The following is a 23955-nucleotide window of genomic DNA, read 5'->3' on the forward strand; positions in this document are numbered from 1 at the left end:
AACCAAATAGAAAATGAATAAACCTAAGATCTCTCTTTTTGTGTTCGCAAGCTGTGTCTTTGCCACATTAATGGGTAATACGCAAGAGCAAGAAAAGTTACTAAAATTATGGTATACGAAACCGGCATCGGTTTGGGAAGAGGCCTTGCCGTTGGGCAACGCCAAAACAGGGGCCATGGTATTTGGGGGTGTTCAAGTAGAACGCTATCAACTGAACGACAATACCCTTTGGTCGGGCTTTCCTAATCCAGGGAATAATCCAAATGGCCCCAAAATACTCCCGCGGGTACGAAGGGCCATTTTTGACGGCGACTATGAAAAAGCGGCAAGTTTATGGAAGCAAATGCAGGGTCCCTACTCGGCTCGCTATTTACCGCTTGGCGACTTATTACTCGATTTTCATCGTCCCGATTCATTGACTACTTCGTATCAACGCGATTTGGATCTTGATAAGGCCCTGTCTACGATAAAATATACTTATCGTGGAGTAATGTATACACGTGAGACCTTCATCAGCCGACCTGATAAGACGATGGCTATACGAATAACAGCGAATAAACCGGGTGCAGTCGCCTTTGATGTCGCGTTAACAAGTAAATTGAAACATCAAACAAAGGCCACTCGTCATGATTATCTGATACTTCAAGGGAAAGCGCCCAAATTTGTCGCAAACCGTGAATATGAGCCACAACAGATTGTTTATGACGACAGGGATGGCGAAGGTATGAACTTCGAAATACATGTGAAAGTGCAAGCAATAGGCGGTGAAGTAAAAACGGACGACAATAGATTGTGTGTTTCAGGAGCCGATTCGGTAATACTTTGGCTAACAGAAGCAACGAGCTTTAACGGTTTTGATAAATCGCCTGGTTTGAACGGGAAGGACCCCGCCGTAGAAGCGGCAGCTTGTATGGAACGAGCTTCAAAATCAAGCTATCAGGAAGTGAAGTCGCGGCATATAGCGGACCATGCGGCACTCTTTCGCCGAGTGTCTATCGACTTAGGGAAAGATCCGGAAGCTGTGCGATTACCCATTGATGAAAGGATGTTACGTTTAGCAGAAGGGAAATCGGATAATGCGCTACAGGCTTTATATTATCAGTATGGCCGCTATCTATTGATCGCTAGTTCTAGGCCGGGAGGGAGGCCGGCAAACTTACAGGGAATATGGAATGATATGGTTCAACCGCCTTGGGGGAGTAATTATACCACCAATATTAACACCGAAATGAATTATTGGTTAGCAGAAAATACCAATCTCTCCGAATGCCATCAACCCTTGTTTGATTTTATGAAAGAATTGGCAGTTAATGGAGCGGTGACAGCTAAAGTGAATTATAACATTGACGATGGATGGGTGACACATCATAACTCCGATTTATGGGCAAAAACATCACCTCCCGGCGGTTACGACTGGGACCCGAAAGGCATGCCTCGGTGGTCGGCATGGCCTATGGCAGGTGCTTGGTTTTGTACGCATTTGTGGGAACATTATCTCTATACCGGCGATAAAAAGTTTCTCAAAGAGGAAGCTTATCCTTTGATGAAGGGAGCCGCTTCTTTTATGCTACATTGGCTTATTGAAGATCCCGGTAGCCATTATCTTATTACTAACCCGTCAACTTCACCTGAAAATACGGTTAAAATCGCTGGAAAGGAGCATCAGTTGTCAATGGCTTCTACCATGGATATGGCAATCATAAGGGAATTGTTTAATGCCTGTATTCGTTCTGCCGATATTTTGGGAAGTGATAAAGATTTTAAAGAAAAATTGATAATGGCTAAAGCAAAACTTTATCCGTATCATATCGGCCAATACGGACAATTACAGGAGTGGTACCAAGATTGGGATGATCCAGCAGATAAACATCGGCATATCTCTCATCTATTTGGTCTTTATCCAGGTAATCAAATAACCGTACTCGGCTCTCCGGAATTGGCAGCAGCAACCAAACAGTCGTTGATTCACCGAGGCGATGTGAGTACTGGCTGGTCAATGGCTTGGAAAACCAACTGGTGGGCTCGCTTACAGGATGGAAATCATGCTTACAAGATTTTGAAGGATGCGTTGCGTTATATCGACCCGAATGAAGAAAAGGAACAGATGAGCGGAGGTGGTGCATATCCGAACCTCTTCGATGCACATCCACCGTTTCAAATTGACGGGAATTTTGGCGCAACCGCTGGCATGACCGAGATGTTATTGCAAAGCCATGCCGGAGAAGTTCAATTGCTGCCTGCCTTGCCAGACGCTTGGCCAGCAGGCAGTATAAAGGGCATAAAGGCACGCGGAAATTTTACAGTTGAAATCAATTGGGCAAATAGGAATTTAACACGTGCGCTTATTCGTTCGGAATTGGGGGGGAATTGTAGATTAAGAACACCTATTCCGGTTAAAGTGTTGGAAACTACCGGTCAATCTTTGAGAAATGCTTCCCAAAATGAATTATTAATGAAGCCTGAAAAACCACGCTTTGAGCAAAGTGGGCAGGCTTCTTTGCAATCCCTGAACTTAAAAGAAACCTATGTAATAGATTTTCCAACGGAAAAAGGGCGAATATATACGATTGTGCCCTTGTAAAACTCATTTGAATGAATAATATACGTTATTATAGACTTTTATTTTTTCTGCTCATAACATGCTTTAAAAGTTACGGACAGGAAATTAATTGGACGGAAGTATTGCCAGGTGTTTGGAAAGGTGTCGTAGGGAAGCCTGAATCTTATAACTTATTAACTGCCGCTGGTGTGACGCCCCGGTCGGAAGCAATTCGAAAGTTGAGTAATACTTCATTTCCGTTCGTAATGGCTGATGTTTATGGAGGTACGGTGGATGGAAAAACCTACCTGCGTTTTCCTTTGGATTCGTTGGAACAACTATTTGGTTTCGGTCTTCACTTTCAGTCCGTGCATCAGCGAGGGAAAATTTTGCGATTACATGTCGACCATTATGGAGGGGTAGATAATGGCCGAACGCATGCACCTACCCCTTTTTATGTTTCTTCAAATGGTTATGGCGTTTTTATCAATAGCGCACGTTACTTGGATGTATACGCTGGTTCTGCAGTGCGAAAGGATAGTAAACACCCCCCCTCAAGCAAAGGATCGCAACGTTGATAAAACCTGGACAGCACGACCTTATAGCGATGCGGTTGAAATATTGGTCCCTGCTGCGGGTGTGGAGTTTTATGTCTTCGGTGGACCGACACCCTTGGATGCCGTTCGTCGATTCAATTTATTTAATGGGGGTGGTGTATTGCCGCCTCGCTGGGGATTAGGTTTTACCCAGCGCGTCCAACGACTGTACAATGCTGAAGAGGTGGAAGAGGAGGTGAAAGCTTTTGAACAAAGGGGATATCCTTTGGATTTTGTAGGCTTGGAGCCCGGGTGGCAAAGCAAATCATACCCTTGTACTTTTGAATGGGATCCAAAGCGCTTTCCCAATCCAGAAGCTTTGGTGCAAAGATTGCTAAAAAAAGGTGTCCGAATTAATTTGTGGACGAACCCCTATGTTTCTCCCGCGTCGCCGATTTTTAAAGAAATTAAACCTTTTACCTCCTCCCATACGGTATGGGTAGGCTTGGTGCCCGACTTAATGATGGCGCAAGCTAGAAACACCCTCTTTTCTCAATGGCAACGAAGCCAAGTCGATATTGGCATTAGCGGTTATAAGATAGATGAAGTTGATGGAGGCGATCACTATTTGTGGCCTGATGTGGCATCCTTTCCTTCCGGTTATGCTGCCGAACAGATGCGGCAGACCTATGGCGTGCTTATGCAGCGATATAGTACGGGCTTATATAGAAAGGAGAATAAGCGCACTTATGGTTTAATACGAGGATCCAATGCGGGTGCGGTATCATTCCCTTATGTTATTTATAACGACTATTACAAGCATGAAGATTTTATTACCGCATTGGTAAATAGTGGTTTCGCCGGCGTGCTGTGGACACCGGAAGTTCGTGCTTCCAAGAGTGAAGAGGAATGGTTACGGCGTTTCCAGTCGACTATTTTTTCTCCGATGGCCATGATTAATGCCTGGGCAAGCGGCACAAAACCCTGGTCTTTTCCCGATGTGGAGGCGCACGTAAAAGAAGCAGCACTTTTGAGAATGCGCATGATGCCTTATTGGTACAGCGAATTTGCTAAATATCATTTTGAAGGAACGCCGCCATTTCGCGCTATGAATTTAGAAGAGGGTTTTACGCTAGGGGAATCAAAAAAGGTAGTGACAAACGATCTGGAAAAGAATCCTTACGCAGAAGCATATCATCGAGAAATTAAGGATCAATATATGGCGGGTGAATATCTTCTGGTGGCACCCATGTTTGCGGGGCAGACGAGCAGAGAAGTGCTATTGCCGAAAGGCAACTGGTACGACTTTTACACGGGAGCATATGTAGGCAATGGCGAAACCATCACCGCCACACCGGGCTTAGATAAAATACCGGTATATGTGAAAGATGGAGGAATAATACCATTCATGCCTCCTTTGCTACATGCACCTAAAGCTGGTGAACAAGTCGCTATTGAGGTTAGGCACTATGGTAAAAAAAACGGTGAATATGATTTATACGAGGATGACGGCGAAAGTTATGATTATGAAAATGGAGAATATAGTTTTAGAAAGATAAAGGTTGAACGTGGGAAGGAGGGCAATTGGGAGGGTTGGATAGCACCGCCCGAAAAAGGGAAGCCAAATACGATCGAAAAGGTAACGTTTAAATTCATGACGCCATGAGGTATTTAGACTACATGATCTATGTATGCTTGCTGGTGGGTAGCTTGTGCGTATCGTGGGTAGACCTGGCGATCGATACGTCTTATGAAAAAGAGGCGGAACAAATTCTAGGCAAGCAGATTTTACGGCGAGCAGCATGGGCTATGCAACAGCAACCGGTAACGATTACAGCGGAGCAATCGTCAAGAAGCAGCGGGGAAAAGCACGATTTCTTTTCTGAAGGTGATTATTGGTGGCCTAATCCCGCGGATCCAAATGGTCCTTATATACAACGTGATGGTATGACAAATCCGGATAACTTTGTCGCTCACCGCAAGGCAATGATCCGCTTTAGTCAGATAGTAGGTGCCTTGGCTTCCGCTTATCGGCTAACTAATGACGAAAAATATGTTATGCATGCCTTGAAGCATCTGGAAGCATGGTTTGTGAATCCTGAAACGCGGATGAATCCTAATCTTTTGTACGCACAGGCAATTAAAGGACGCTTTACCGGGAGGGGCATTGGTATCATTGATACCATTCATCTCATGGAAGTTGCACAGGGAATTTTAGTCATGAAGGATGCTGCGGTTTTTTCTAATGGACGGCTAAAACAATTTAAAGCATGGTTTTCGGCTTATTTAGCGTGGCTGATCAATCATCCCTATGGTAAGGATGAAATGAGTGCAGAGAATAACCATGGGACCTGTTGGACAATGCAAGTGGCTTCCTTTGCGAAGCTCGTGGGTGATGAGCAATTGCTGGATTTTTGTCGCAAACGATACAAGACGGTTTTGTTACCTAATCAAATGGCACAGGATGGTAGCTTTCCACGTGAACTTAAACGTACCAAACCTTATGGTTATTCGCTTTTCAATCTGGACGCCATGGTTATGTTATGTCAAATAGCTTCCATACCGACGGATAATTTATGGGATTTTCAATTGGCAGATGGGCGTTCGATAAAAAAGGGAATGACCTTCATGTTTCCATACATAAAAGAAAAGGACACTTGGCCCTATGCAAAAGATGTGATGTATTGGGATTATTGGCCGGTTGCACAGCCCGCTTTATTGTTCGGTGCGAAAGCCTTCGACGAGAAGCTTTGGTTAGCCACGTGGAAAAAGCTCGATCATGAGCCAAAGGTAGAAGAAGTAATTCGAAATCTACCAATTCGAAACCCTATTATTTGGTTTAGGTAGTTGAGTCGTTAACTGGTTAATAGTTGAATAGTTGAGTGGTTAAATAGTTGGGTTGTTAATGGTAGAATAGTAAAATAGTTAGTGTGGGTCGAAGACGATTGCAGAAATCTGATAACGGATAAAATAATGAGAAAACGAAATTACCTTTTATACTTTCAAGTCTTTAGTATTGCTTGTATGCTGAACACTGCGCTGTATGCACAGGACGTGGGTGACGAGGGAACAAAAATGTACAATGATCCAAAGATGCGGGATATCACAGCTATTGAAGAGGCGAAAGCGGGGTGGTGGACCGCCGCCATGCGTAAACACAACCAACGGATTGCTTGGTGGCGGGAAGCCAAATTTGGTATGTTTATTCATTGGGGAGTTTATTCGCATGCAGGTGGCGAATGGAAAGGCAAGGAAGTGGGCGGTTATGCGGAGCATTTGATGCGTAAGGAGAAGATCAGTCGACGTGATTACTTAGCTTTGGCAAAGCAATTCAATCCGGTACATTTTAATGCAGAACAGTGGGTACTGGCAGCAAAAAAAGCCGGGATGAACTACTTTATCGTTACAGCCAAGCATCATGACGGCTTTGCAATGTATAATACGCAATATTCCGATTTTAATAGTATAAAGCAAACGCCTTTTCATCGTGACCCCATGGCCGAAATAGCACAGGCTTGCCGCAAATATGGTATGAAATTCGGCTTTTACTATTCGCACGCTTTTGATTGGGAACATCCGGATGCGCCCGGTAATGATTGGGAGTACCATAATCCCGGTGGTGATAAATTGATCGGAGGTGCCGATTGGTATGATAAGCATCCGGGATGGCTTCCGAAAGCCCAACGATATGTAAATGAAAAGGCCATTCCACAAATTCGGGAGCTATTGCTTAATTACCACCCGGATATATTATGGTTCGATACGCCGCACAAATTACCTTTCTCGGAAAATCTGCGTATTTTGAAAGCAATACGAGAAACTGATCCTGAGGTCGTCGTTAACGGCCGCCTCGCGCGTAGTACGGGCGGAAATTTTGGCGATTACTTGAACACGGCCGACAGACCCGCGGAATTTTATCCGGTAAAGGGCGACTGGGAGGCCATTCCTACTACCAATGAATCCTACGGATACTCCAAATATGATCATAGTCATAAACCCGCCTCGTTCTTTATCCGTTTATTGGCAAAAGCCGCTTCAAGAGGAGGTAACCTACTCATGAACGTCGGACCAATGGGGGACGGAGCCTTTGATCCAAAGGATACGCGGATATTGGATAGCATTGGAATTTGGATTAACAAGAATAAAGAAAGTATCTATGGATCAACTCCCACAACTCTACCTGTTCAATCCTGGGGCGTAGTTACGCAGCGCGAAGATAAATTATACTTACATGTGTTCAATTGGCCAAAGGACGGAAGGTTACTGGTTGGAGGTCTGAAAAACGAAATCCGGCGAGCATATTGCTTAAATAATCAGAAAAAAAACTTCGCTACAGCGCGGATCACCTTAGAAGATCTCGCTATTGAGCTTCCTGCTCAGGCGCCGGATCCAGTTAATAGTGTAATCGTTATTGAATTGAAAAATAAGGTGTTGTCGGTAGATAACGCCCGACTTTTGAATGATCATATTCCAAATCGTTTACTTGCCTTTGATGCTATATTGATCGGTAAGGAATTTAAGTATGGCGATGGGAAGTCGAACCGATACTATGTTGATGGATGGAAAACTTGCAAACAAAAAATGTACTGGCCAATTCGTGTCATCAAACCTGCACCTTACCGGTTAAGGATAAAATATAGTGCTAACACCCTAGGTAGTTTATACGAGATCAGTATAGGTGAAAAGATGTTAAAAGGCGAAACCAAAAAGAATAAACCGAACGAAGATTTTGTAATAGATGACTTAGGGGAAATCGCACTTACTGATTCACGGTCTATGCTTGAGCTCAAAGCTGATCGAATAGTGGGAGATGAACTTATGAAACTGTTTGAAATTCAGTTAATACCTATTAATCCTTAAAAAACTAGTTATGATTTTTATATTCGTCAATACCCGTCAGTCAGACCTGAAACAACCGAAGCGAATTGCATCCCAATGCAGTGTTGCAATTGCATGCCAACTATTGTTTTACTATTTGTTCCTTCCGCACTTGTCTTATAGCCAAGTAATCCCAAAAGAAAAAGAAATGTGGCAATTGGCTGAAAGACAATCCAAATTAATGATCAAGGAGTTAGCGACTGTTCACCAATCAGATACCTCCTTGGTTTCTCCCCGGTCGCTGTCAGAAAAGGGGGATTTAATTGTGGTAAAGCGAAGCGATTGGACAAGCGGTTTTTTCCCGGGTGTGTTATGGTATCTTTACGAGTATACGGGTAACCAAGATTGGAAACGGGAAGCCCGTAGGCTTACGACTATGACAGAAGACGAACAATACAATGGCAGAACGCACGATATGGGCTTTAAAATCTATTGTAGCGTCGGTAATGGTTATCGCTTAACAGATGATCCGCATGATCGGGAAGTACTTATTCAAGCCGCAAAAACCTTGGCAACCCGTTTTAATCCAAAAGTGGGTTGTATACGCTCTTGGGATCATAACAACGATAAGTGGGATTTTCCTGTTATTATTGACAATATGCTCAACCTAGAGTTGCTGTTTGCAGCTACCAAGCTCACGGGCGATTCTTCTTTTTATAAAATTGCGGTCAGCCATGCAAATACAACCATGAAGAACCATTTTCGCGCCGACTATAGCACCTACCATGTTGTTGATTACAATCCTGAAACGGGTAATGTGCGAAAAAAGAATACCCATCAGGGATATCGCGATGAATCGACTTGGGCAAGAGGTCAGGCTTGGGCTTTGTATGGATATACAATGTGTTACCGCGAAACAAGAGATCGCCGTTATTTGAAACAAGCTGATCATATAGCTAAATGGCTTTTCAGCCAGCCTAATATGCCAAATGACTTGGTACCCTATTGGGACTTCAACGCTCCACAAATACCAAATGAACCCAGAGATGTGTCAGCCGCTGCAGTTATGGCTTCTGCATTATTGGAACTAAGTGGTTTTAGTCAGGAACGCAATGCATACCGAGAAAAAGCTACACGCCTTCTAAACAATTTGATAGACCACTATACCACTAACATAGGTAGGAACCGCGGCTTTATTCTCATGCATAGCACGGGTTCTAAACCGGCAGGAATGGAGGTGGATAAGCCTTTAAGCTATGCCGATTACTATTTTTTGGAAGCGCTATTAAGAGCGAGAAAGCTAAAGTAATAACGCATCCAATTTGTTTTGGCCAGATCACAAAACAAGCTCATTGTTTCTAATATATTCCGTACTTTTACGCTAACCAAATAGTGTTAACCTAGTATTCAATCAATGAAATGTTTTTTTGCGAAGCCTTTGTTGGTAGTGATTAGTCTTTTAACAAGCTTCTATATTTTGGAGGCAAAAGATATCCGATTTTTACATCTCGACGTAACTGAAGGGTTATCTCAAGGAAGTGTATTTGCGATCGTACAAGACTACAAGGGTTTCATATGGATCGGTACACGAGATGGTTTGAATAAATATAATGCACGCAAATTTATTGTTTATAGAAACAATCCAAAAGATACTACTTCATTAGGTGATAATTTCATCCAGTCGATTGCAGAAGATAGCAAGAAACGATTGTGGATCGGTACAGGAAATGGCCTTAATCTGTACGATCGTGCACTTGATAATTTCAGAAGGATTCCCTTAGCTAATGTTGAAACAGCAAGTTCTCCAAGCGAACCCGCGGTCCATTTTATTATGGAAGATCACGACCATCAGGTGTGGGTGGGAACCAATCAAGGGCTCTACCGGATTAAGGAGGATACGCAAATTGTTGCGGAACTGGTTTTTAATAATATCTCTGTAGACATCGGTGACGAAAAAAGATATTTTAAGAATATTCGATCAATTTATGAAGATAGTGAACATAAACTATGGTTTTGTACTGATGAAGGTGTAGTTTCCACAAGCTATGTGCCCCCTTATAAGAAGCTTAGGATTAACCGCGCTTATCCAACTTATGCAAGGTTAACGGAAGCGCGTGACCAGCGTGCCGTAGCCATTTTGGAAATAAGTCCTCATGTTTTCTGGATTGCAACAAAAACCAACGGTATAGCTGTGCTGAATGAAAAAACAGGCGAGATTAGCTACCACAAACATATCGAAGGCGATCCATACAGTCTGCCTAGCAATGATATCCGATCTATTACCAAAGATCGGAAGGGAAGACTGTGGATAGGAACATTTAATGGCTTAAGCTTATATGAACACGGACGGTTTAAGAGTTTTCACGCTAATGACAATGACGAGTACAGCTTAAGCAACAATTCTATCAGGCCGATATATCAGGATAAAAGGGGATCCATATGGATTGGAACTTACTTTGGTGGCCTGAATGTGATTGATAATGATATACCGGCTTTTAAAAATTTTGCCCATCAACCTCATAACAATAGCCTAAGTTATAATGTAGTAAGCTCTTTCGCCGAAGATGGTATGGGCAACCTAATAATCGGAACGGAAGGTGGCGGGATAAATTACTTAGATAATCGTCAACTTAAATTCAAACATGCTAAATACCAAGCAGGGGAAGCGGGAAGCCTGAGTCACAATAACGTGAAATCGCTATGTATTGATCGTGAAGGTAACTTATGGATTGGAACATACGATGGAGGCCTCAACTTAAAGCGGAAGGGTGCAACGAATTTTGAACATATTAAGCATAACCCAAACAATGATCGTTCACTTTCCAATGACAATATATATGCTTTAGCTGAAGATAGTAAAGGAGACTTATGGGTAGGGACTTACGGTGGCGGTTTAAACGTTAAGCGTAGAGGTGACCGAACGCTTTCTTTTGACAAATATAATCTAGAAAATAAAAAGCTCTCCTCTAACATGGTTCGATCCATTTATGAAGACTCACAGGGAAATCTATGGGTAGGAACACAAAACGGATTAAATCTAAAGCGACGAGGCAGTGACTATTTTCAGACTTTTGTTTGCGATCCCAATAATCCTAAGTCTATTAGCGGAAACGACATCATCAGTATACACGAAGACGGGTTGCATCGCATTTGGGTAGGAACTTATATGAATGGACTGAATTTATACCATCCCAATGATAACAACTTTACGCACTTTAATGCAAATATGGGACTGCCCGGAAATAATATTTTCGGAATCTTGAGTGATGACCATCACAATTTATGGTTAAGCACCAATGCGGGCATATCTTGTTTTAATCCGAATACAGAGAGCGTTCGAAATTACAATACCATCGACGGATTAATTGGTGATGAATTTATTTACGGGGCGTATCATAAGCTGGCCAATGGTACCTTAGCTTTCGGAAGTTCGGCAGGGTTTACATTGTTCGATCCGGACAGTATCAGTATCAATTATTTTGAACCGCCTGTAGTTTTTACGGATTTACGCCTGTTTAATAAGAAAATAGTGCCGGGAAGCCAAAGTGTCATCGACAAAGATATTTCTTTATTGGATGAGTTGGTCCTTAATCACAAGCAATATGTCTTCAGCGTAGAATTTAGTGTTTTGAATTATATACATGCTGATAAAAATAAATATGCTTATTTGTTAAAAGGATTTGATAATGACTGGAACTTTGTAAATACACCCATTGCCACCTATACTAATTTAGATCCCGGGACTTACGAGTTGATGGTTAAAGGAACCAATAATGATGGGATTTGGAGCAAACCAACAAGCCTTATAATTCATATTTTGCCGCCACCTTGGAAAACTTGGTGGGCCTATGGTCTATACCTATTACTCGTAAGTATAGTCGCCTATTTTGTAATCCAGTTCCTTAAAGGAAGAAATCAATTAAAACACGAATTACTACTGGAGCACCTCGCTTTGGAAAAACAGAAAGAGATACACGAGGCAAAGCTTAACTTTTTCACGAACATATCGCATGAATTTAGAACGCCGCTTTCTTTAATTGTAGGGCCTATTGAGCGTTTGCAGGAAGAAGATTTGCCAACAAATGCGAAGCCGCTTTTGCATAATGCTTATAAGAATGCAAATAGATTGCTGAATTTAGTAAATCAATTACTCGATTTTAGAAAGCAGGAGAGTGGCCATCTTGATTTACAGATACAGAAAACAAACCTTGTGCGGTTTGTGGAAGAAATTGTAAGTAATTTTCTATTCCTTGCGGCAAAAAAAAATGTTCAGATTACTATTGAAAATAAAATAAATGATGGCGTCGATGTTTGGATAGATCATGAGCAGATGGAGAAGGTGCTCACCAATTTACTTTATAACGCCTTTAAGTTTACCGATAGTGAAGGGCGGATCAAGGTACAGATCGAAAAAAAAATAGAAACGCCGACATACCCATCCGGAAACTGTATTATCGAGGTTTGGGATACCGGTTGCGGTATTCCGGAAAAACATCTTCCTTATATATTTGCTCAATTTTATCAGTCGAAATCCTATGAGGATCAAACCCACACCGGTTCTGGAGTAGGTTTAGCATTGGCTCAGGGTTTGGTGAAAATGCATCATGGAAATCTTTCCGTGCGAAGTAATCTCGCAAAGGAGTTGAATGATTTTAACACGGTATTCCGAATTGAATTGCCGCTAGGGAAATCACACTTCAAAGCAACGCAATTATTAGCAAATGAAAACAAAATGGAGCTACACAAAGTGAACGATTTAAACGATGCGCTCTCTTGCGACGCAAAAGAGGACGAAGTAGTTGATAACTCAACTAACCAGTCGGTCGTGCTGATTGTAGAAGATAATGTAGAATTGCGACGATTTATTGTGGGAAGCTTGCAGGATAAATTTAAAGTACTCGAAGCTGGAGATGGCTTGGAAGCTTGGCCGATTGTTGAATCAATACAGCCGGATATTGTGGTAACAGATGTAATGATGCCTACATGCGATGGAATCAGCTTACTTCGTAAGATCAAAGGAGAAAAAAATACGAATCATATTCCCGTCATCTTATTAACGGCGAGAACCGCAGACCCCTATATGATGGAGGCTTTCAAGGAAGGTGGAGATGATTACATTACGAAGCCTTTTAGCTTTAAATTGTTGGCGTGGAAAATTGCCAATATGTTGGAAAGCAGAAAACGACTTAAAGAGAAGTTTGTTCAGGAGTATTTATTGCAACCACATAAGACTGATGTTGTGGAAACAAACAGCTTTATGGACGATGTGATCACAATCGTAGAGGAGAATTTAAACGATGATAACTTCAGTGTGCACGCATTGGCAAGCGAAGTGGGAGTCAGCCGCACGGTGCTGTATCGTAAAATAAGGCAACTATCGGGCTTGAATTTAGTGGAATTTATTAAGGTTGTACGTCTTAAGAAAGCAGCACAGTTGCTTGAGACGAATAGCGGGTTAACTATTAGTGAGATCGCCTATAAAGTCGGATTTTCTGATCCGAAATATTTCAGTAAATCGTTTAAAGCTTTTTATCATAAATCGCCAAAAAGGTATATAGAAGACGTGATGGAACAAAAGAGCAAACTAAACATGATCTAAATGTAAGGTGTTCTATAAGCAAGTTATTAGACTTTCCCGAACACCTTACATCTTCATCTGATCAATTTAATTATTTACTAACTTTAAAGCCCCTTCACTGTAACGTTGGCCCGTATTTGGATATTTATCCATGAGTTTCTGTATCTCGTCTAAATCAGACTGACTAAGATGAACGTCTACGGCTTTTGCATTCTCTTCCAAGTACTTTCTTTTTTTGGTGCCTGGAATAGGGATCATGTCTTTTCCTTGTGCAAGCACCCAAGCTAAAGCCAATTGAGCAGGTGTAATTTGCTTGTCGTTGGCCATTGCAGCAAATTCGGCTGCTAACGACTGATTATTAGCGAGGTTTTCACCGCTGTATCGAGGTAAGGTTTTTCTGAAATCGCTTTCGTCTAAACTGTTGACATCCAGTGCATTGGTTACCAAACCTCTGGCGAGCGGTGAATAGGGAATCAAACTAATATTCAGTGCGCGTGCTGTGTCTAAAATTTCACCTTCTACATCCCTGGTCAATAGCGAATACTCACTCTGTAAAGCCGCGATCGGGTGTACAGCATGGGCTTTTTTCAAGGAACTTGCCGAAGCCTCGCTTAAGCCAAGGTAGCGTACCTTTCCTTCTTTCACCAATTCAGCCATGGCGCCGAAGGTTTCCTCTACGGGAATGTTTGGATCGACACGATGCGCGTAATAGAGATCGATGGTATCGATCTTAAGCCTACGAAGACTATTTTCTACTGCTACTTTTAACCAAGCTGGAGAGCCGTCAAAATAGGTGCCCGAGGCGGCGCTAGGGCCTGCTTTACCATCTTTAAAGCGGAAACCAAACTTGGTAGCGATAAAAACTTTATCGCGATTTGGAACAAGCACCTTTGAAATAAGCTCTTCGTTTGCGCCGTTTCCATACATATCAGCTGTATCCCAGAAGTTGATACCTAAATCAAGCGCTTTATGTAAGGTTGCTATACTTTCGTTATCGTCGGTTGGGCCATAAGCAAAACTCATCCCCATGCAACCAAGTCCTATAGCAGATAATTGGGCTGTTGTGTTACTTAAATTTCTGTATTCCATATGTTATGTTTTTTTAACAAATTTAGGATGAATAAGATAGGCTGTCCTATACTAATCAAACGACTTATTATAAAATTCACACATGCACATACTGTTCTCTGAAAATGCCCGGTGTCATCCGCGTTTGTTTTCTGAAAAAGTTGTTGAAGTACGGTGGATAGGAAAAACCTAAACTATAGGCGATTTCCGAAATGGTCCAATCTGAATGAATGAGAAGTGCCTTTGCTTCTTTAACTAACCGTTCGGCAATATGCTGCGTGGTTGTTTTGCCGGTGATTTCTTTCACTGAACGATTTAAGTGATTTACATGCACCGAAAGAATGTTCGCGTAATCTTGTGCAGAGCGGAGCCCCAATGTCCTTTCTTGACTATCGATTGGAAACTGCCGTTCTAAAAGATCCAAAAATAAATCGCATACGCGTGAAGCGGAAGAATGTGGTAAGTAACTTCGTACAGGTTGCATTTTCATCGCTTCATGAATAATCAATTGGAGATAATTACGCAGCAGATCGTATTTATGCACGTAGTTAGTGGTAATCTCCTCCATCATCTTTTCGAAAAGCTCACTCACAGCCCGACATTGTGCCTCGTTTACAAAGAAAACGAAGTCGCCACCCACCTTAAACAGCGAGAGCTGATTTAAAAGAAAATGTGGGCTGTCAGTTTGTAAAAAAGACGCCGTAAAGAGGCAAAAATAACCTTCCTGTTTATCACTGATTGCTTCCCATGAATAGGGAACGGTAGGATTTGAAAACAGCAAGGCAGGGCGATCGATATCTACCCACTTATCTGCATAGTAAAGTCGTCCGGAACCAATGATTAGTGAGATTTTATAAAAGTCCCGCCGATTGTATGGTGTAGATCGAAAACAATTCTCCCGTGTAAATACATTAAAGTGGCCCAAACCATTGGCATTATTGGTTGAAAGGCCAAATGGATTAGCCCGTGGGTTTCTATTATAAAAGTCTTGTAAGCTCTCTGCTTTATTGATCATATTTGTTCTCCGTTCCTCATTACTAACGAAAATACGAAGATTATAGTCTTTTGTCAATTAGGCAATAACACGCCCAACCCATCTTTATGAAAGTCCTACAAAGCCTACGGCTTACAGCTAATTACCAGCTAGTTCCTTCTGCTCAATAGCTTTTCCAATCGAAGTTAGACTGGCTTGGTCCAGTTCACCCCAAAGCTGTACCCACTCGTTGCTTTCTTCCTTTCGAATTTCTGCTAGCTGCTTGTCTTTATCAAAACAGCTATAATAAGGTGCGCCATCACTTGTTTCCAGTTGATCCACGCGTAGTGTTTTTTCCGTTCCTTGAATATGAGCCTTTATATTAAAGGAGATGTCCGCTGTATCTGCCATAACAATCGTTTTCTATCCTATTTGAAAAACAGTTAATATATTATATTGTTTGTATATTAGTATAACCGTGCTGCGGATTTGAAAGACCAAACATGATATACTAATTTGCATGAACGTAATAATCCACGAAAAAAAGTGGCTCCATATAGGCCTATTCTTACTTATCGGTATATTGGGTTTAGGGGTGCTGAAGGCTTTGATACCGGCTGCCTTTCTAAAAAAAGTGACCGGGACGGTACAAGAAATACAGCAAAAGTATAGTGCTGAGGGAGATAAAAAGTTAATCCTAATTTCATTTAAACAACAACCACTGCTTAAACATAGCTATGTAAATAAAGACTATCTTCCAAGCCCGCAAGTGAGTGAAATTAAAGAGCAATCGCAACTGGTAACTTACATATCGAGGAATGGAGGGGATCGTTTTTATGGGCTTGAATTAACTGATGGTACGCTTATACAGTCGAAGCGATGGGATTTATTGTCAGCCTATTTAAATCATTCTTTCGTGATTTTTACGTTAATGGCAATTCCCATTGGACTTTACCTGATTTACGGAAAGAAATTATTACAGTATAAACGTGATTGGATAGGATTTGCTATCTATGCCCTTACGCTGGCCTTTGTTTGGGGAAAACTGCATATTTTCTTGATGATATTACTGGTAATTGGCTTAATTCAAATAGGAAAAAGACTTTCAAAGCAAAAGGATGAGCAGGTGACAAACGACATCGATCTACCTGCTCAAACCTAAATTAATTGTTTTGCCATGCCTTCCTTAAGAACCGTAGCCAATTGCCATGACATATCTTCACAATATCGTCGGCTGTATAGCCCCGGTCAGCCAGCTTTTCATTGAATGATTGTAGGTCGGCAATCGTCTCCAAATCATACGGGCATTGCTCTTTCCCAAAGGCACCATCCAAATCTGATCCAATACCGACGTGGTTGCAATTTCCGGCTATTTGACAAATGTGATCGAGATGATCTATCAATACGTCCAGATTGCACTGCATCTCTTTCGGTGTGGAAATGCCACGCTGCCAATTGGGAACCATCATCCAAGCATCTAAAGCGCCACCTATAACGGCCCCTCGTTCAATCAGCACTTTTATTTGTTCATCGCTAAATTGCCGATTGTGATTAACCAACGCTCGGCAATTATTATGGCTCGCCCAAACAGGTCCATTGAAATGATCCAATGCCTCCCAAAAGCTATCATCACAAAGGTGTGTTGCGTCCAATATGATGTTGAGCTTCTCCATTTCTTCCAATAATTTACGCCCTTCGGGTCCCATAAAGCCTGTTGCATCCGTCCCTTGGGCATAACGACCAGGTCCGTAATGTGCCGGGCCTACCGCACGAAGCCCACTTTGCCAAGCTAGGTGCAAATGCTCAGTGGTGATTAGAGAGTCCGCTCCCTCTAAACTTAAGATGTAGCCAATCGCTTTCTTTTCGGATGGAGTGCCTTCATCCTTCCATAAAGTGACATGCGCTTCCAATGACGTTAAATTGTTTATTTGACGCATCTCACCTTTGGCCTCCATGGCCTTGTACCACGCCAATTGCCCTTGCGTTTGTGCCCAGGCCTGTTCAGGCGAATGCCATCCGGGTAACGGATTATCGGGTGCAACATATCGGGCAATTTGAGTGGCTACTACAAGGCCTATACGGCCTTTCCGCAATTCAGGTAAAGATACCACCGCCTTCCCGCGGTCGGGTTTATCAGTCAACCCTTCTTCTCGTTGGTTGATTTCCTTAACAGATTTGGTTAAATCTCGGTTCCATTCCAAGGCATTCATGCTCAAATCAAGATGGGCATCTATAATAAACATAGTATGTCTTTAAATTGTAAGTTTTCGTTTCCTGGCAATGATCTGCCACTCGCCGTTCCACTGATTATCTGTAACCGCAAATGCGGTATCGTATAAAGCAACTGTCGGACAAATGTGATACGGCATTCCGTACAGAACATCGCCAACTGTATAATCGCCGGTATCGGAAACTTCTATAACAAGATGTTCCTCACTATGCGATATAGCACGGGCCTCCGGTGCGTTTATAAAAAACACTCGTTTACCCAGCTCATTTTCGGAAGCAATAGCTTTATGCCCTAAGTCTAAACAGAGCCTTTTATCATCTATAATTGAGATAACCCTACTAAGGACAAGGGCTGCTATTTGAAAGGGTTGCTCCGTGAAGAGATTTTGATAACCCTTATCCCAAAAGATAAAGGTTCCGGGACTACATTCTACATCGTCCCGCTCGCTCGCAGCATGAATCGGAAAGGTTGGTGTCCCGCCTGCAACAATGATGAGACGCCGTTGGTAAAGCGCATTTAATTGTACAATAAGTTGCTCGATTTCCGTGAAGTAGCGATGGCATTGATTTTGACGTGCCTCTAGTGATGCTTCATGAATATGGCCATCATAACAGTGTAAACCTAAAAGTATCAAATTCGATAGCGATGAACATTGTTCGGCAAGAGCAGAAACTTTATCGGTTTTAATACCGGTACGGTTCATGCCTACATTGATGTCGAAATAAATATTTAGGTTGAAGCTTTCAGCAAAGGCCACCTGATTTAATTGGCTGGCAATATCAAATTGATCAACCAGGCAGGCGAAAGACGTATTGGGAAATCGCTTTACAAGCGCGATAAAGCGATTAATATTAGGTCCGACAGGTTGGTATGCCAGTAATACATCCTGAACGCCACAATCGCCTAACAGCTCTGCTTCCGCAATTGTGGCGCATTTGAATTTGTTGATACCTGCTAGTTGCAAAAGCTGTATGGCGTCAGCCGATTTGGATGTTTTGATATGCGGGCGAAGCTTGTCGACTGATTTAACCATCGACATCAGCAGCTGAATATTATTTTTTACAAGCTCCGGGAAAACAACAAGTGCAGGTGTCGATATATCTTCTACATTGCTAATTCTATATGTAGAGGCTATTTCAGTTTCCATATTATCAGATTAGTAGATTGGCCGATTCTTATTCTATTTCAAACAGTGCTTCTACTTCCACCGGAATATTGTCGGGTAAACTTCCCATACCGACGGCACTCCGTACGCCGATACCGTTTTCTTCGCCCCATACTTTTGCAAATAATTCACTGCAACCGTTAATAATATAAGGATGTTTCTCAAAATTACCGGTACAGTTTACCATGCCCAAGACTTTAATAACACGTTTTACTTTATTAAGGCTTCCTAAGTTCGTTTTGATCGTCGAGAGCATCGTTAACCCTACCTGTTGCGCCGCCAGTTTACCGTCTTCCATATTGATGGTTTCCCCGATGCGGCCTATAATGAGACTTTTATCGTCTCGGACAGGGCCATGTCCCGAAAGATAAAGATACTTTCCATCAATTAAATAAGGCTTATATACACCTAAAGGTGCCGGTGCAGGAGGTAAACTTAACCCAAGTGCTTCAAAATTCTTATCAGCGTCTATAAATTCCATGTTTTTGTTCTTTTTGTTATTTAGTACGTCTATAAATGTAGGATATTGTTTCTATTTGGCAAAACCTTTCAAAGCGATATGCCCTAAGCCGTAAGCCATATGCCTCTTAAATAGCAAAATAAGAATAAAAATACGTGTCGCGTACGATTCTATATGAACTTTTTTCAAGTAAATGACAACTTCGTCATAAAAGCTTAGTGCTTACTGCCAGTTGCTTACCGCCAACATCAACTTGATTTTACCATAAATAAGTGTAAATTAGACGAGCTAAATTATCCTATAACACTTGAATATGGTATCTAGAAGAAAATTTATAAAGCAATCCGGCCTAGCCGTTGCTTCTGCTATGGTAAGTAGCCAGGTATTAGCCGCATGTGGTAACAAGCGTCCTCAGGAAGCGGAAATAGGCTTGCAATTATACACAATGCGTGATGAGCTTGCGAAAGACGCGAAGCAAACGATCATGAAAATAGCTAATATCGGTTATGGACATGTCGAAACTTTTTATGATTACGGTACAGAAAAAGGCTCCGGCAAATATTGGGGCTTAAGTACCGAAGAGCTAAAAAATGTGTTGGCAGACAATAATCTGCAGACCTATAGCGGGCACTATCAGCTGAATAATTTTCTAACAATGGGGAAGGGGCAAGAGGACGAGTTGAAAGCACAAGCAGATATTGCCGTTAAGCTTGGTCAACGTTATCTAATTGTTCCGGTACCACCCTTTAATCTTATCGATAAGTTAACGCTTGAAGACTTTAAATTTATGGCAGAACAGCTGAATAAAGGTGGTGAATATTGTAAAAGCTTGGGACTTAAAATTGGATACCATAATCATTTTTGGGAATTTAGAAGCTATGGACCAGACAAAAGAACAGGATATGACGTACTTGTTAGCGAAACGCAACCTGACTTGGTTGCTTTTGAATTGGATATGTTTTGGGCAATAAAGTCCGGCGCTCATCCAATAGAACTATTTGCCAAGTATCCTAAGCGTTTTGAAATGTGGCATGTAAAGGATATCGATAAATCAAAACCGGATGTTATTGTTGGCGAGGGAAAAGACTCACTCCCTTCGATGGATATCTTAAAGGACATCAAATTTGCAGAAGTTGGAACAGGAGCAGTAGATTACAGGGCGATCTTCAAAAAGTCGGAGGAAGCAGGTTTAAAACACTTCTTCGTTGAGCAGGATGGTATTTACATGGAGAACCATTTTGAAAGCATCCGATTGAGTTTTAATTATATTAAAGATAATTTGATTGGGAAATAGTTAAATAGTTGAGTGGTAGAGTAGTTGAGTCGTTAAGTGGTAAAGTAGTAGAGCTGTTTAGTGATTCGGCAATAAATAATAGAAAAGTAGTAGGAGCCGTAGCACCAACTATAACTTTGCTAAGTGATATAAATGAAGCTGAAAGCTGATTTCCGATTGTCTAAAGCCTACAGCAGTTTACCCGGAATCCGTTCGATCAACTCCGTTCCTAATACGATGGATTCGTGCTCATAGACGGGATATTTACTTTCAATGAGCTGAATTAAACGATCAGTCGCCACCCTGCCCATTTCAAAGGCAGGTTGGCGTATACTCGAGAAATCGGTGCTGAATAAATCCAGTACGTCACTGTTTGAAAAACCGGCTATAGCTGGCATATAAGCCTTGTCGCCATATTTTTTGATTGCCGTTAAGCAACCAATACTGAGGCGATCGCTCGCCACGAAAATCGAATCGGGTTTTTCATCCATCGATAAAAAATATTGAACGGCAGCATCCACCTCTTTTTGATTACTGCCTCCATGATGACAATACGTAATGTTAGCCTCCTCAATAGGAATACCATTTTCTGTTAGCGCCTCTCTATATCCCGCTAACCGTTCCTTTGTAATAGAAAGATGGGGTGCATTCGCTAAATGAGCGATCTTTCTGTAACCTTTTTCTATCAGGTGTTGAGTCGCCATTTTTGCACCATTTCGATTATCGGAAGACACTTTGTGCGTGGCTAGCCCATCATAGATGCGATCAAAAAAGACAATTGGTAAACCGGCATCATGGAGTTTCTTAATATGATCAAAATTGGTCGTTTCAGCGGATAGAGAGATGAGAATACCATCTACTGATCGGTTTGCTAAATGTTTGATATTCATCACTTCTCGGTCGTACGAGTCATGCGTTTGCGTAATAATGATATTATAGCCATTTTTATACGCAATGGATTCGATACCGTCAATTGCCTGCGAAAAAAAGCTGTTTGCTACCTCGCAAACCACCACCCCGATGGAATAACTCTTACGTTGTTTTAAGCTTAAAGCAATCGGATTTCGTTTATAGTTGTTTTGTTCGGCATAGGCCAATACCCTCTTTTTTGTTTCCGGATTGATCTCATAACTATCACTTAAAGCCCGGGAAACGGTAGAAGCGGATAGATTGAGTGCTTGAGCAATGTCTTTTATTGTTATTGGTTTAAACACATTTAGCTTTTTTGAATATCAAACTTAGCTAAAAATGACTTTAAATGCAACGATTTCCAATAGCTTGGTCGCGATTTTTGTTAATTGGAAGATATCGTGACGGTTAGGTGCAAACGATACCGGTATCGTTTGCGCTAATTTTCTTGTTTGGCTTTTCCATCTTTGTTTAACAATTATGTAAACTTGCCGGTAAACGCTTACAACCAAATTAGAAATCTTAACGTACCAACTGAGAAATGGAAAAGAAAAAATTACTGCTTCTGCTGTTTTGTAGCCTGTTGTTGTACGCTTTCACCAAAAGACAACCTACTACCCTATGGATGATGGGCGATTCAACGATGGCTATAAAAGATGCCGATAAGTACCCTGAGACGGGCTGGGGCGTCCCTTTTGCCACTCTATTTAAACCAAGCGTGCGGGTGAGAAATATGGCAAAAAATGGGAGAAGCACGCGCTCGTTTATTGATGAAGGTCGGTGGCAGGAAATCTACAATCAACTCAAATCGGGCGATTATCTTTTTATTCAATTCGGACATAACGACGAAAAGGTGAATAAGCCAAAGGTAGGTACGGATATAGCCACATTTAAAGCCAACCTAAGTATGTTTGTCGAAAAAGCCCGCGAAAAAGGGGCTGAGCCGGTGTTGTTGACTTCTATTGCACGACGCAATTTTGAACAGGGAGTTTTGGTTGATACACATAAAGGTTATCCGGCGGCAACTCGGGAGGTGGCGGATAGTTTACAAGTGCCCCTAATTGATCTTACCGAGAAAACAAATCGCTTGTTAACTAAATTGGGTGAACGGAAGTCCGAAAAACTCTTCCTCCACTTAAAACCGGGAAATAAAAACTATCCGGAAGGGGTTGTCGATAATACACATTTGAATAAGGAAGGAGCGATGACTGTTGCCAAATTAGCTGTGGAGGGGATAAAAGAGCTAAAGCTCAGCCTTGTCAAAGAGTTTAAATAAGATACATCATGGGAAGAGCTTTAAGCAGTATTGTTTTCTTAATTATCAGTATGGCTTATGGGTTAGCATCGGTAAAGCAATCGACAATCGTTGTAGCACAGGATGGTTCGGGAGACTTTAAAAGCATTCAGGAGGCTTTCAATGCTGTTCCGGATTACAGCAAAAATGTTACCACTATTTTGATAAGACCCGGTGTCTACAAAGAACGTCTCCTTTTAAAGTCCTCAAAGCGGCGTGTCAAATTACTGGGAGAAGATCCTCATAAGACCTTGTTGACCTACGATAATTTTGCTGCCAAACTTAATCCGGAAACAGGAAAGAACTATGGCACTACCGGATCTTCTTCTTTTTTTATAGAGGCGGATGATTTCACCGCTGAAAATCTAACATTTGCGAATTCCTCCGGACCCGTGGGACAAGCGGTTGCTGTTAACATAACCGGTAATCGTGTAGCATTTAAAAACTGTCGATTCTTAGGCTTCCAAGATACACTTTATACAAAAGGGCCCCAAGATGATAAAAGCAAGGAAAGTTTGCAATACTTTGAAAATTGCTATATCGAAGGAACGGTAGATTTTGTTTTTGGCGCAGCAACCGCTCTTTTCATGGAATGTGAATTGCACAGCAAAGGTGATGGCTATGTGACGGCAGCTTCTACTCCACAAGGCAAATCCTATGGTTATGTATTTATCAACTGCAAACTAGCAGCGGCAAATGCTGCCATTTCTGCGGCTTTAGGACGACCTTGGCGTCCTTATTCGAAAGTGGTTTATATTAACTGTGATATGGGCGAACATATTCGTCCTGAAGGTTGGGACAATTGGGGAAAAGAAGAAAATGAAAGGACCGTTTTTTATGCGGAGTACAATAGTCAGGGCGCTGGCGCAAATTCCGACAAAAGGGTCGATTGGGCTAAGATTCTGAATAAGGAAGACGTTGAGGAATATACTAAAGAAAAGATATTAGGTGATTGGGCTCCTTTTAACCGTTAATGTTAATATGGTCCTATAAGCGTAAACCGTGTTGTATACGGCCGTATCAATCAGGGGAATAATAATTTTGCATACATCCGAATGCCAACGTTGGAAAAATGGAAGGTTTTTAGTAATATTGAACCTGATAACCGATTA

The 23955-nt window shown here is 41.8% G+C and carries 18 protein-coding genes; 11 read left to right on the forward strand and 7 right to left on the reverse strand.

All coding sequences use genetic code 11. From position 1 onward, the window contains the following. Positions 1–13: 13 nt before the first annotated feature. The 7 genes from QT327_RS09855 to QT327_RS09885 all read left to right on the forward strand — a co-directional run bounded on the left by QT327_RS09855 (position 14) and on the right by QT327_RS09885 (position 13492). Positions 14–2581 (forward strand): glycoside hydrolase family 95 protein, encoded by a 2568-nt coding sequence (locus tag QT327_RS09855; RefSeq protein ID WP_289552727.1) that lies wholly within the window; start codon positions 14–16, stop codon positions 2579–2581. A gap of 11 nt (positions 2582–2592) precedes the next feature. Continuing rightward, the gene (locus QT327_RS09860; protein WP_289552728.1) at positions 2593–3117 is read left to right on the forward strand and encodes a hypothetical protein; all 525 of its coding nucleotides are present in this window, start codon (positions 2593–2595) and stop codon (positions 3115–3117) included. After that, the gene (locus QT327_RS09865; RefSeq protein WP_289552729.1) at positions 3047–4741 is read left to right on the forward strand and encodes a glycoside hydrolase family 31 protein; all 1695 of its coding nucleotides are present in this window, start codon (positions 3047–3049) and stop codon (positions 4739–4741) included. Before QT327_RS09860 ends, QT327_RS09865 begins: the two co-directional genes overlap by 71 nt. Beyond that, positions 4738–5922, forward strand: a complete 1185-nt coding sequence (locus tag QT327_RS09870) for an alginate lyase family protein (protein ID WP_289552730.1) — start codon at positions 4738–4740, stop codon at positions 5920–5922. Before QT327_RS09865 ends, QT327_RS09870 begins: the two co-directional genes overlap by 4 nt. A gap of 126 nt (positions 5923–6048) precedes the next feature. Continuing rightward, positions 6049–7935, forward strand: coding sequence for an alpha-L-fucosidase (locus tag QT327_RS09875; protein ID WP_242627349.1), 1887 nt, complete (start codon positions 6049–6051; stop codon positions 7933–7935). Between the two features lie 10 nt (positions 7936–7945). Continuing rightward, positions 7946–9202: a glycoside hydrolase family 88 protein gene (locus tag QT327_RS09880; protein WP_289552731.1), complete on the forward strand. Its 1257-nt coding sequence runs from the start codon at positions 7946–7948 to the stop codon at positions 9200–9202. Positions 9203–9307: 105 nt separating this feature from the next. Next, positions 9308–13492, forward strand: coding sequence for a two-component regulator propeller domain-containing protein (locus QT327_RS09885; protein WP_289552733.1), 4185 nt, complete (start codon positions 9308–9310; stop codon positions 13490–13492). Between the two features lie 66 nt (positions 13493–13558). On the opposite strand, the gene QT327_RS09890 is transcribed toward QT327_RS09885, so the two are convergent. The 3 genes from QT327_RS09890 to QT327_RS09900 all read right to left on the reverse strand — a co-directional run bounded on the left by QT327_RS09890 (position 13559) and on the right by QT327_RS09900 (position 15923). After that, complete coding sequence (locus QT327_RS09890) at positions 13559–14560, reverse strand: aldo/keto reductase (protein WP_289552734.1); 1002 nt, start codon at positions 14558–14560, stop codon at positions 13559–13561. Positions 14561–14636: 76 nt separating this feature from the next. Further along, positions 14637–15554 (reverse strand): helix-turn-helix domain-containing protein, encoded by a 918-nt coding sequence (locus QT327_RS09895; protein ID WP_013666140.1) that lies wholly within the window; start codon positions 15552–15554, stop codon positions 14637–14639. 117 nt (positions 15555–15671) lie between these two features. Beyond that, positions 15672–15923: a hypothetical protein gene (locus QT327_RS09900; protein WP_130857574.1), complete on the reverse strand. Its 252-nt coding sequence runs from the start codon at positions 15921–15923 to the stop codon at positions 15672–15674. A gap of 109 nt (positions 15924–16032) precedes the next feature. Here QT327_RS09900 and QT327_RS09905 point away from each other — a divergent pair, with 109 nt between their 5' ends. After that, on the forward strand, positions 16033–16674 hold the full coding sequence (locus tag QT327_RS09905; RefSeq protein ID WP_130857573.1) for a hypothetical protein: 642 nt from the start codon (positions 16033–16035) through the stop codon (positions 16672–16674). A 1-nt stretch (position 16675) separates the two neighbouring features. Here QT327_RS09905 and QT327_RS09910 read toward each other — a convergent pair whose 3' ends face one another. The 3 genes from QT327_RS09910 to QT327_RS09920 are packed head-to-tail and all read right to left on the reverse strand — an operon-like array spanning position 16676 to position 19388. Further along, positions 16676–17755 (reverse strand): dipeptidase, encoded by a 1080-nt coding sequence (locus QT327_RS09910; protein WP_013666143.1) that lies wholly within the window; start codon positions 17753–17755, stop codon positions 16676–16678. A gap of 9 nt (positions 17756–17764) precedes the next feature. Beyond that, positions 17765–18889, reverse strand: a complete 1125-nt coding sequence (locus QT327_RS09915) for a D-TA family PLP-dependent enzyme (RefSeq protein ID WP_289552735.1) — start codon at positions 18887–18889, stop codon at positions 17765–17767. A gap of 28 nt (positions 18890–18917) precedes the next feature. Then, positions 18918–19388: a RidA family protein gene (locus QT327_RS09920; RefSeq protein WP_289552736.1), complete on the reverse strand. Its 471-nt coding sequence runs from the start codon at positions 19386–19388 to the stop codon at positions 18918–18920. A gap of 292 nt (positions 19389–19680) precedes the next feature. Between QT327_RS09920 and QT327_RS09925 the strand changes: the two genes are divergently transcribed. Continuing rightward, positions 19681–20661 (forward strand): sugar phosphate isomerase/epimerase family protein, encoded by a 981-nt coding sequence (locus tag QT327_RS09925; RefSeq protein ID WP_289552737.1) that lies wholly within the window; start codon positions 19681–19683, stop codon positions 20659–20661. Positions 20662–20828: 167 nt separating this feature from the next. On the opposite strand, the gene QT327_RS09930 is transcribed toward QT327_RS09925, so the two are convergent. Further along, positions 20829–21854, reverse strand: a complete 1026-nt coding sequence (locus QT327_RS09930) for a LacI family DNA-binding transcriptional regulator (RefSeq protein ID WP_013666147.1) — start codon at positions 21852–21854, stop codon at positions 20829–20831. A 236-nt stretch (positions 21855–22090) separates the two neighbouring features. Between QT327_RS09930 and QT327_RS09935 the strand changes: the two genes are divergently transcribed. Beyond that, entirely contained in the window at positions 22091–22825 is a 735-nt protein-coding gene (locus QT327_RS09935) for a rhamnogalacturonan acetylesterase (RefSeq protein WP_289552738.1), read from the forward strand. Positions 22826–22833: 8 nt separating this feature from the next. Then, on the forward strand, positions 22834–23817 hold the full coding sequence (locus tag QT327_RS09940; protein WP_289552739.1) for a pectinesterase family protein: 984 nt from the start codon (positions 22834–22836) through the stop codon (positions 23815–23817). The last annotated feature ends 138 nt before the right edge of the window (positions 23818–23955 follow it).

It is taken from the genome of Olivibacter sp. 47 (assembly GCF_030372825.1).
GTDB lineage: Bacteria > Bacteroidota > Bacteroidia > Sphingobacteriales > Sphingobacteriaceae > Olivibacter > Olivibacter oleidegradans.

Bases quoted from the DNA above. Each gene is read 5' to 3' on its own strand.
- QT327_RS09940 (WP_289552739.1), top strand. From the start codon at position 22,834: ATGGGAAGAGCTTTAAGCAGTATTGTTTTCTTAATTATCAGTATGGCT.
- QT327_RS09880 (WP_289552731.1), top strand. From the start codon at position 7,946: ATGATTTTTATATTCGTCAATACCCGTCAGTCAGACCTGAAACAACCG.
- QT327_RS09865 (WP_289552729.1), top strand. From the start codon at position 3,047: ATGTATACGCTGGTTCTGCAGTGCGAAAGGATAGTAAACACCCCCCCT.
- QT327_RS09920 (WP_289552736.1), bottom strand. From the start codon at position 19,388: ATGGAATTTATAGACGCTGATAAGAATTTTGAAGCACTTGGGTTAAGT.
- QT327_RS09885 (WP_289552733.1), top strand. From the start codon at position 9,308: ATGAAATGTTTTTTTGCGAAGCCTTTGTTGGTAGTGATTAGTCTTTTA.
- QT327_RS09925 (WP_289552737.1), top strand. From the start codon at position 19,681: ATGGTATCTAGAAGAAAATTTATAAAGCAATCCGGCCTAGCCGTTGCT.
- QT327_RS09900 (WP_130857574.1), bottom strand. From the start codon at position 15,923: ATGGCAGATACAGCGGACATCTCCTTTAATATAAAGGCTCATATTCAA.
- QT327_RS09870 (WP_289552730.1), top strand. From the start codon at position 4,738: ATGAGGTATTTAGACTACATGATCTATGTATGCTTGCTGGTGGGTAGC.
- QT327_RS09895 (WP_013666140.1), bottom strand. From the start codon at position 15,554: ATGATCAATAAAGCAGAGAGCTTACAAGACTTTTATAATAGAAACCCA.
- QT327_RS09860 (WP_289552728.1), top strand. From the start codon at position 2,593: ATGAATAATATACGTTATTATAGACTTTTATTTTTTCTGCTCATAACA.
- QT327_RS09915 (WP_289552735.1), bottom strand. From the start codon at position 18,889: ATGGAAACTGAAATAGCCTCTACATATAGAATTAGCAATGTAGAAGAT.
- QT327_RS09855 (WP_289552727.1), top strand. From the start codon at position 14: ATGAATAAACCTAAGATCTCTCTTTTTGTGTTCGCAAGCTGTGTCTTT.
- QT327_RS09890 (WP_289552734.1), bottom strand. From the start codon at position 14,560: ATGGAATACAGAAATTTAAGTAACACAACAGCCCAATTATCTGCTATA.
- QT327_RS09935 (WP_289552738.1), top strand. From the start codon at position 22,091: ATGGAAAAGAAAAAATTACTGCTTCTGCTGTTTTGTAGCCTGTTGTTG.
- QT327_RS09875 (WP_242627349.1), top strand. From the start codon at position 6,049: ATGAGAAAACGAAATTACCTTTTATACTTTCAAGTCTTTAGTATTGCT.
- QT327_RS09910 (WP_013666143.1), bottom strand. From the start codon at position 17,755: ATGTTTATTATAGATGCCCATCTTGATTTGAGCATGAATGCCTTGGAA.
- QT327_RS09905 (WP_130857573.1), top strand. From the start codon at position 16,033: ATGAACGTAATAATCCACGAAAAAAAGTGGCTCCATATAGGCCTATTC.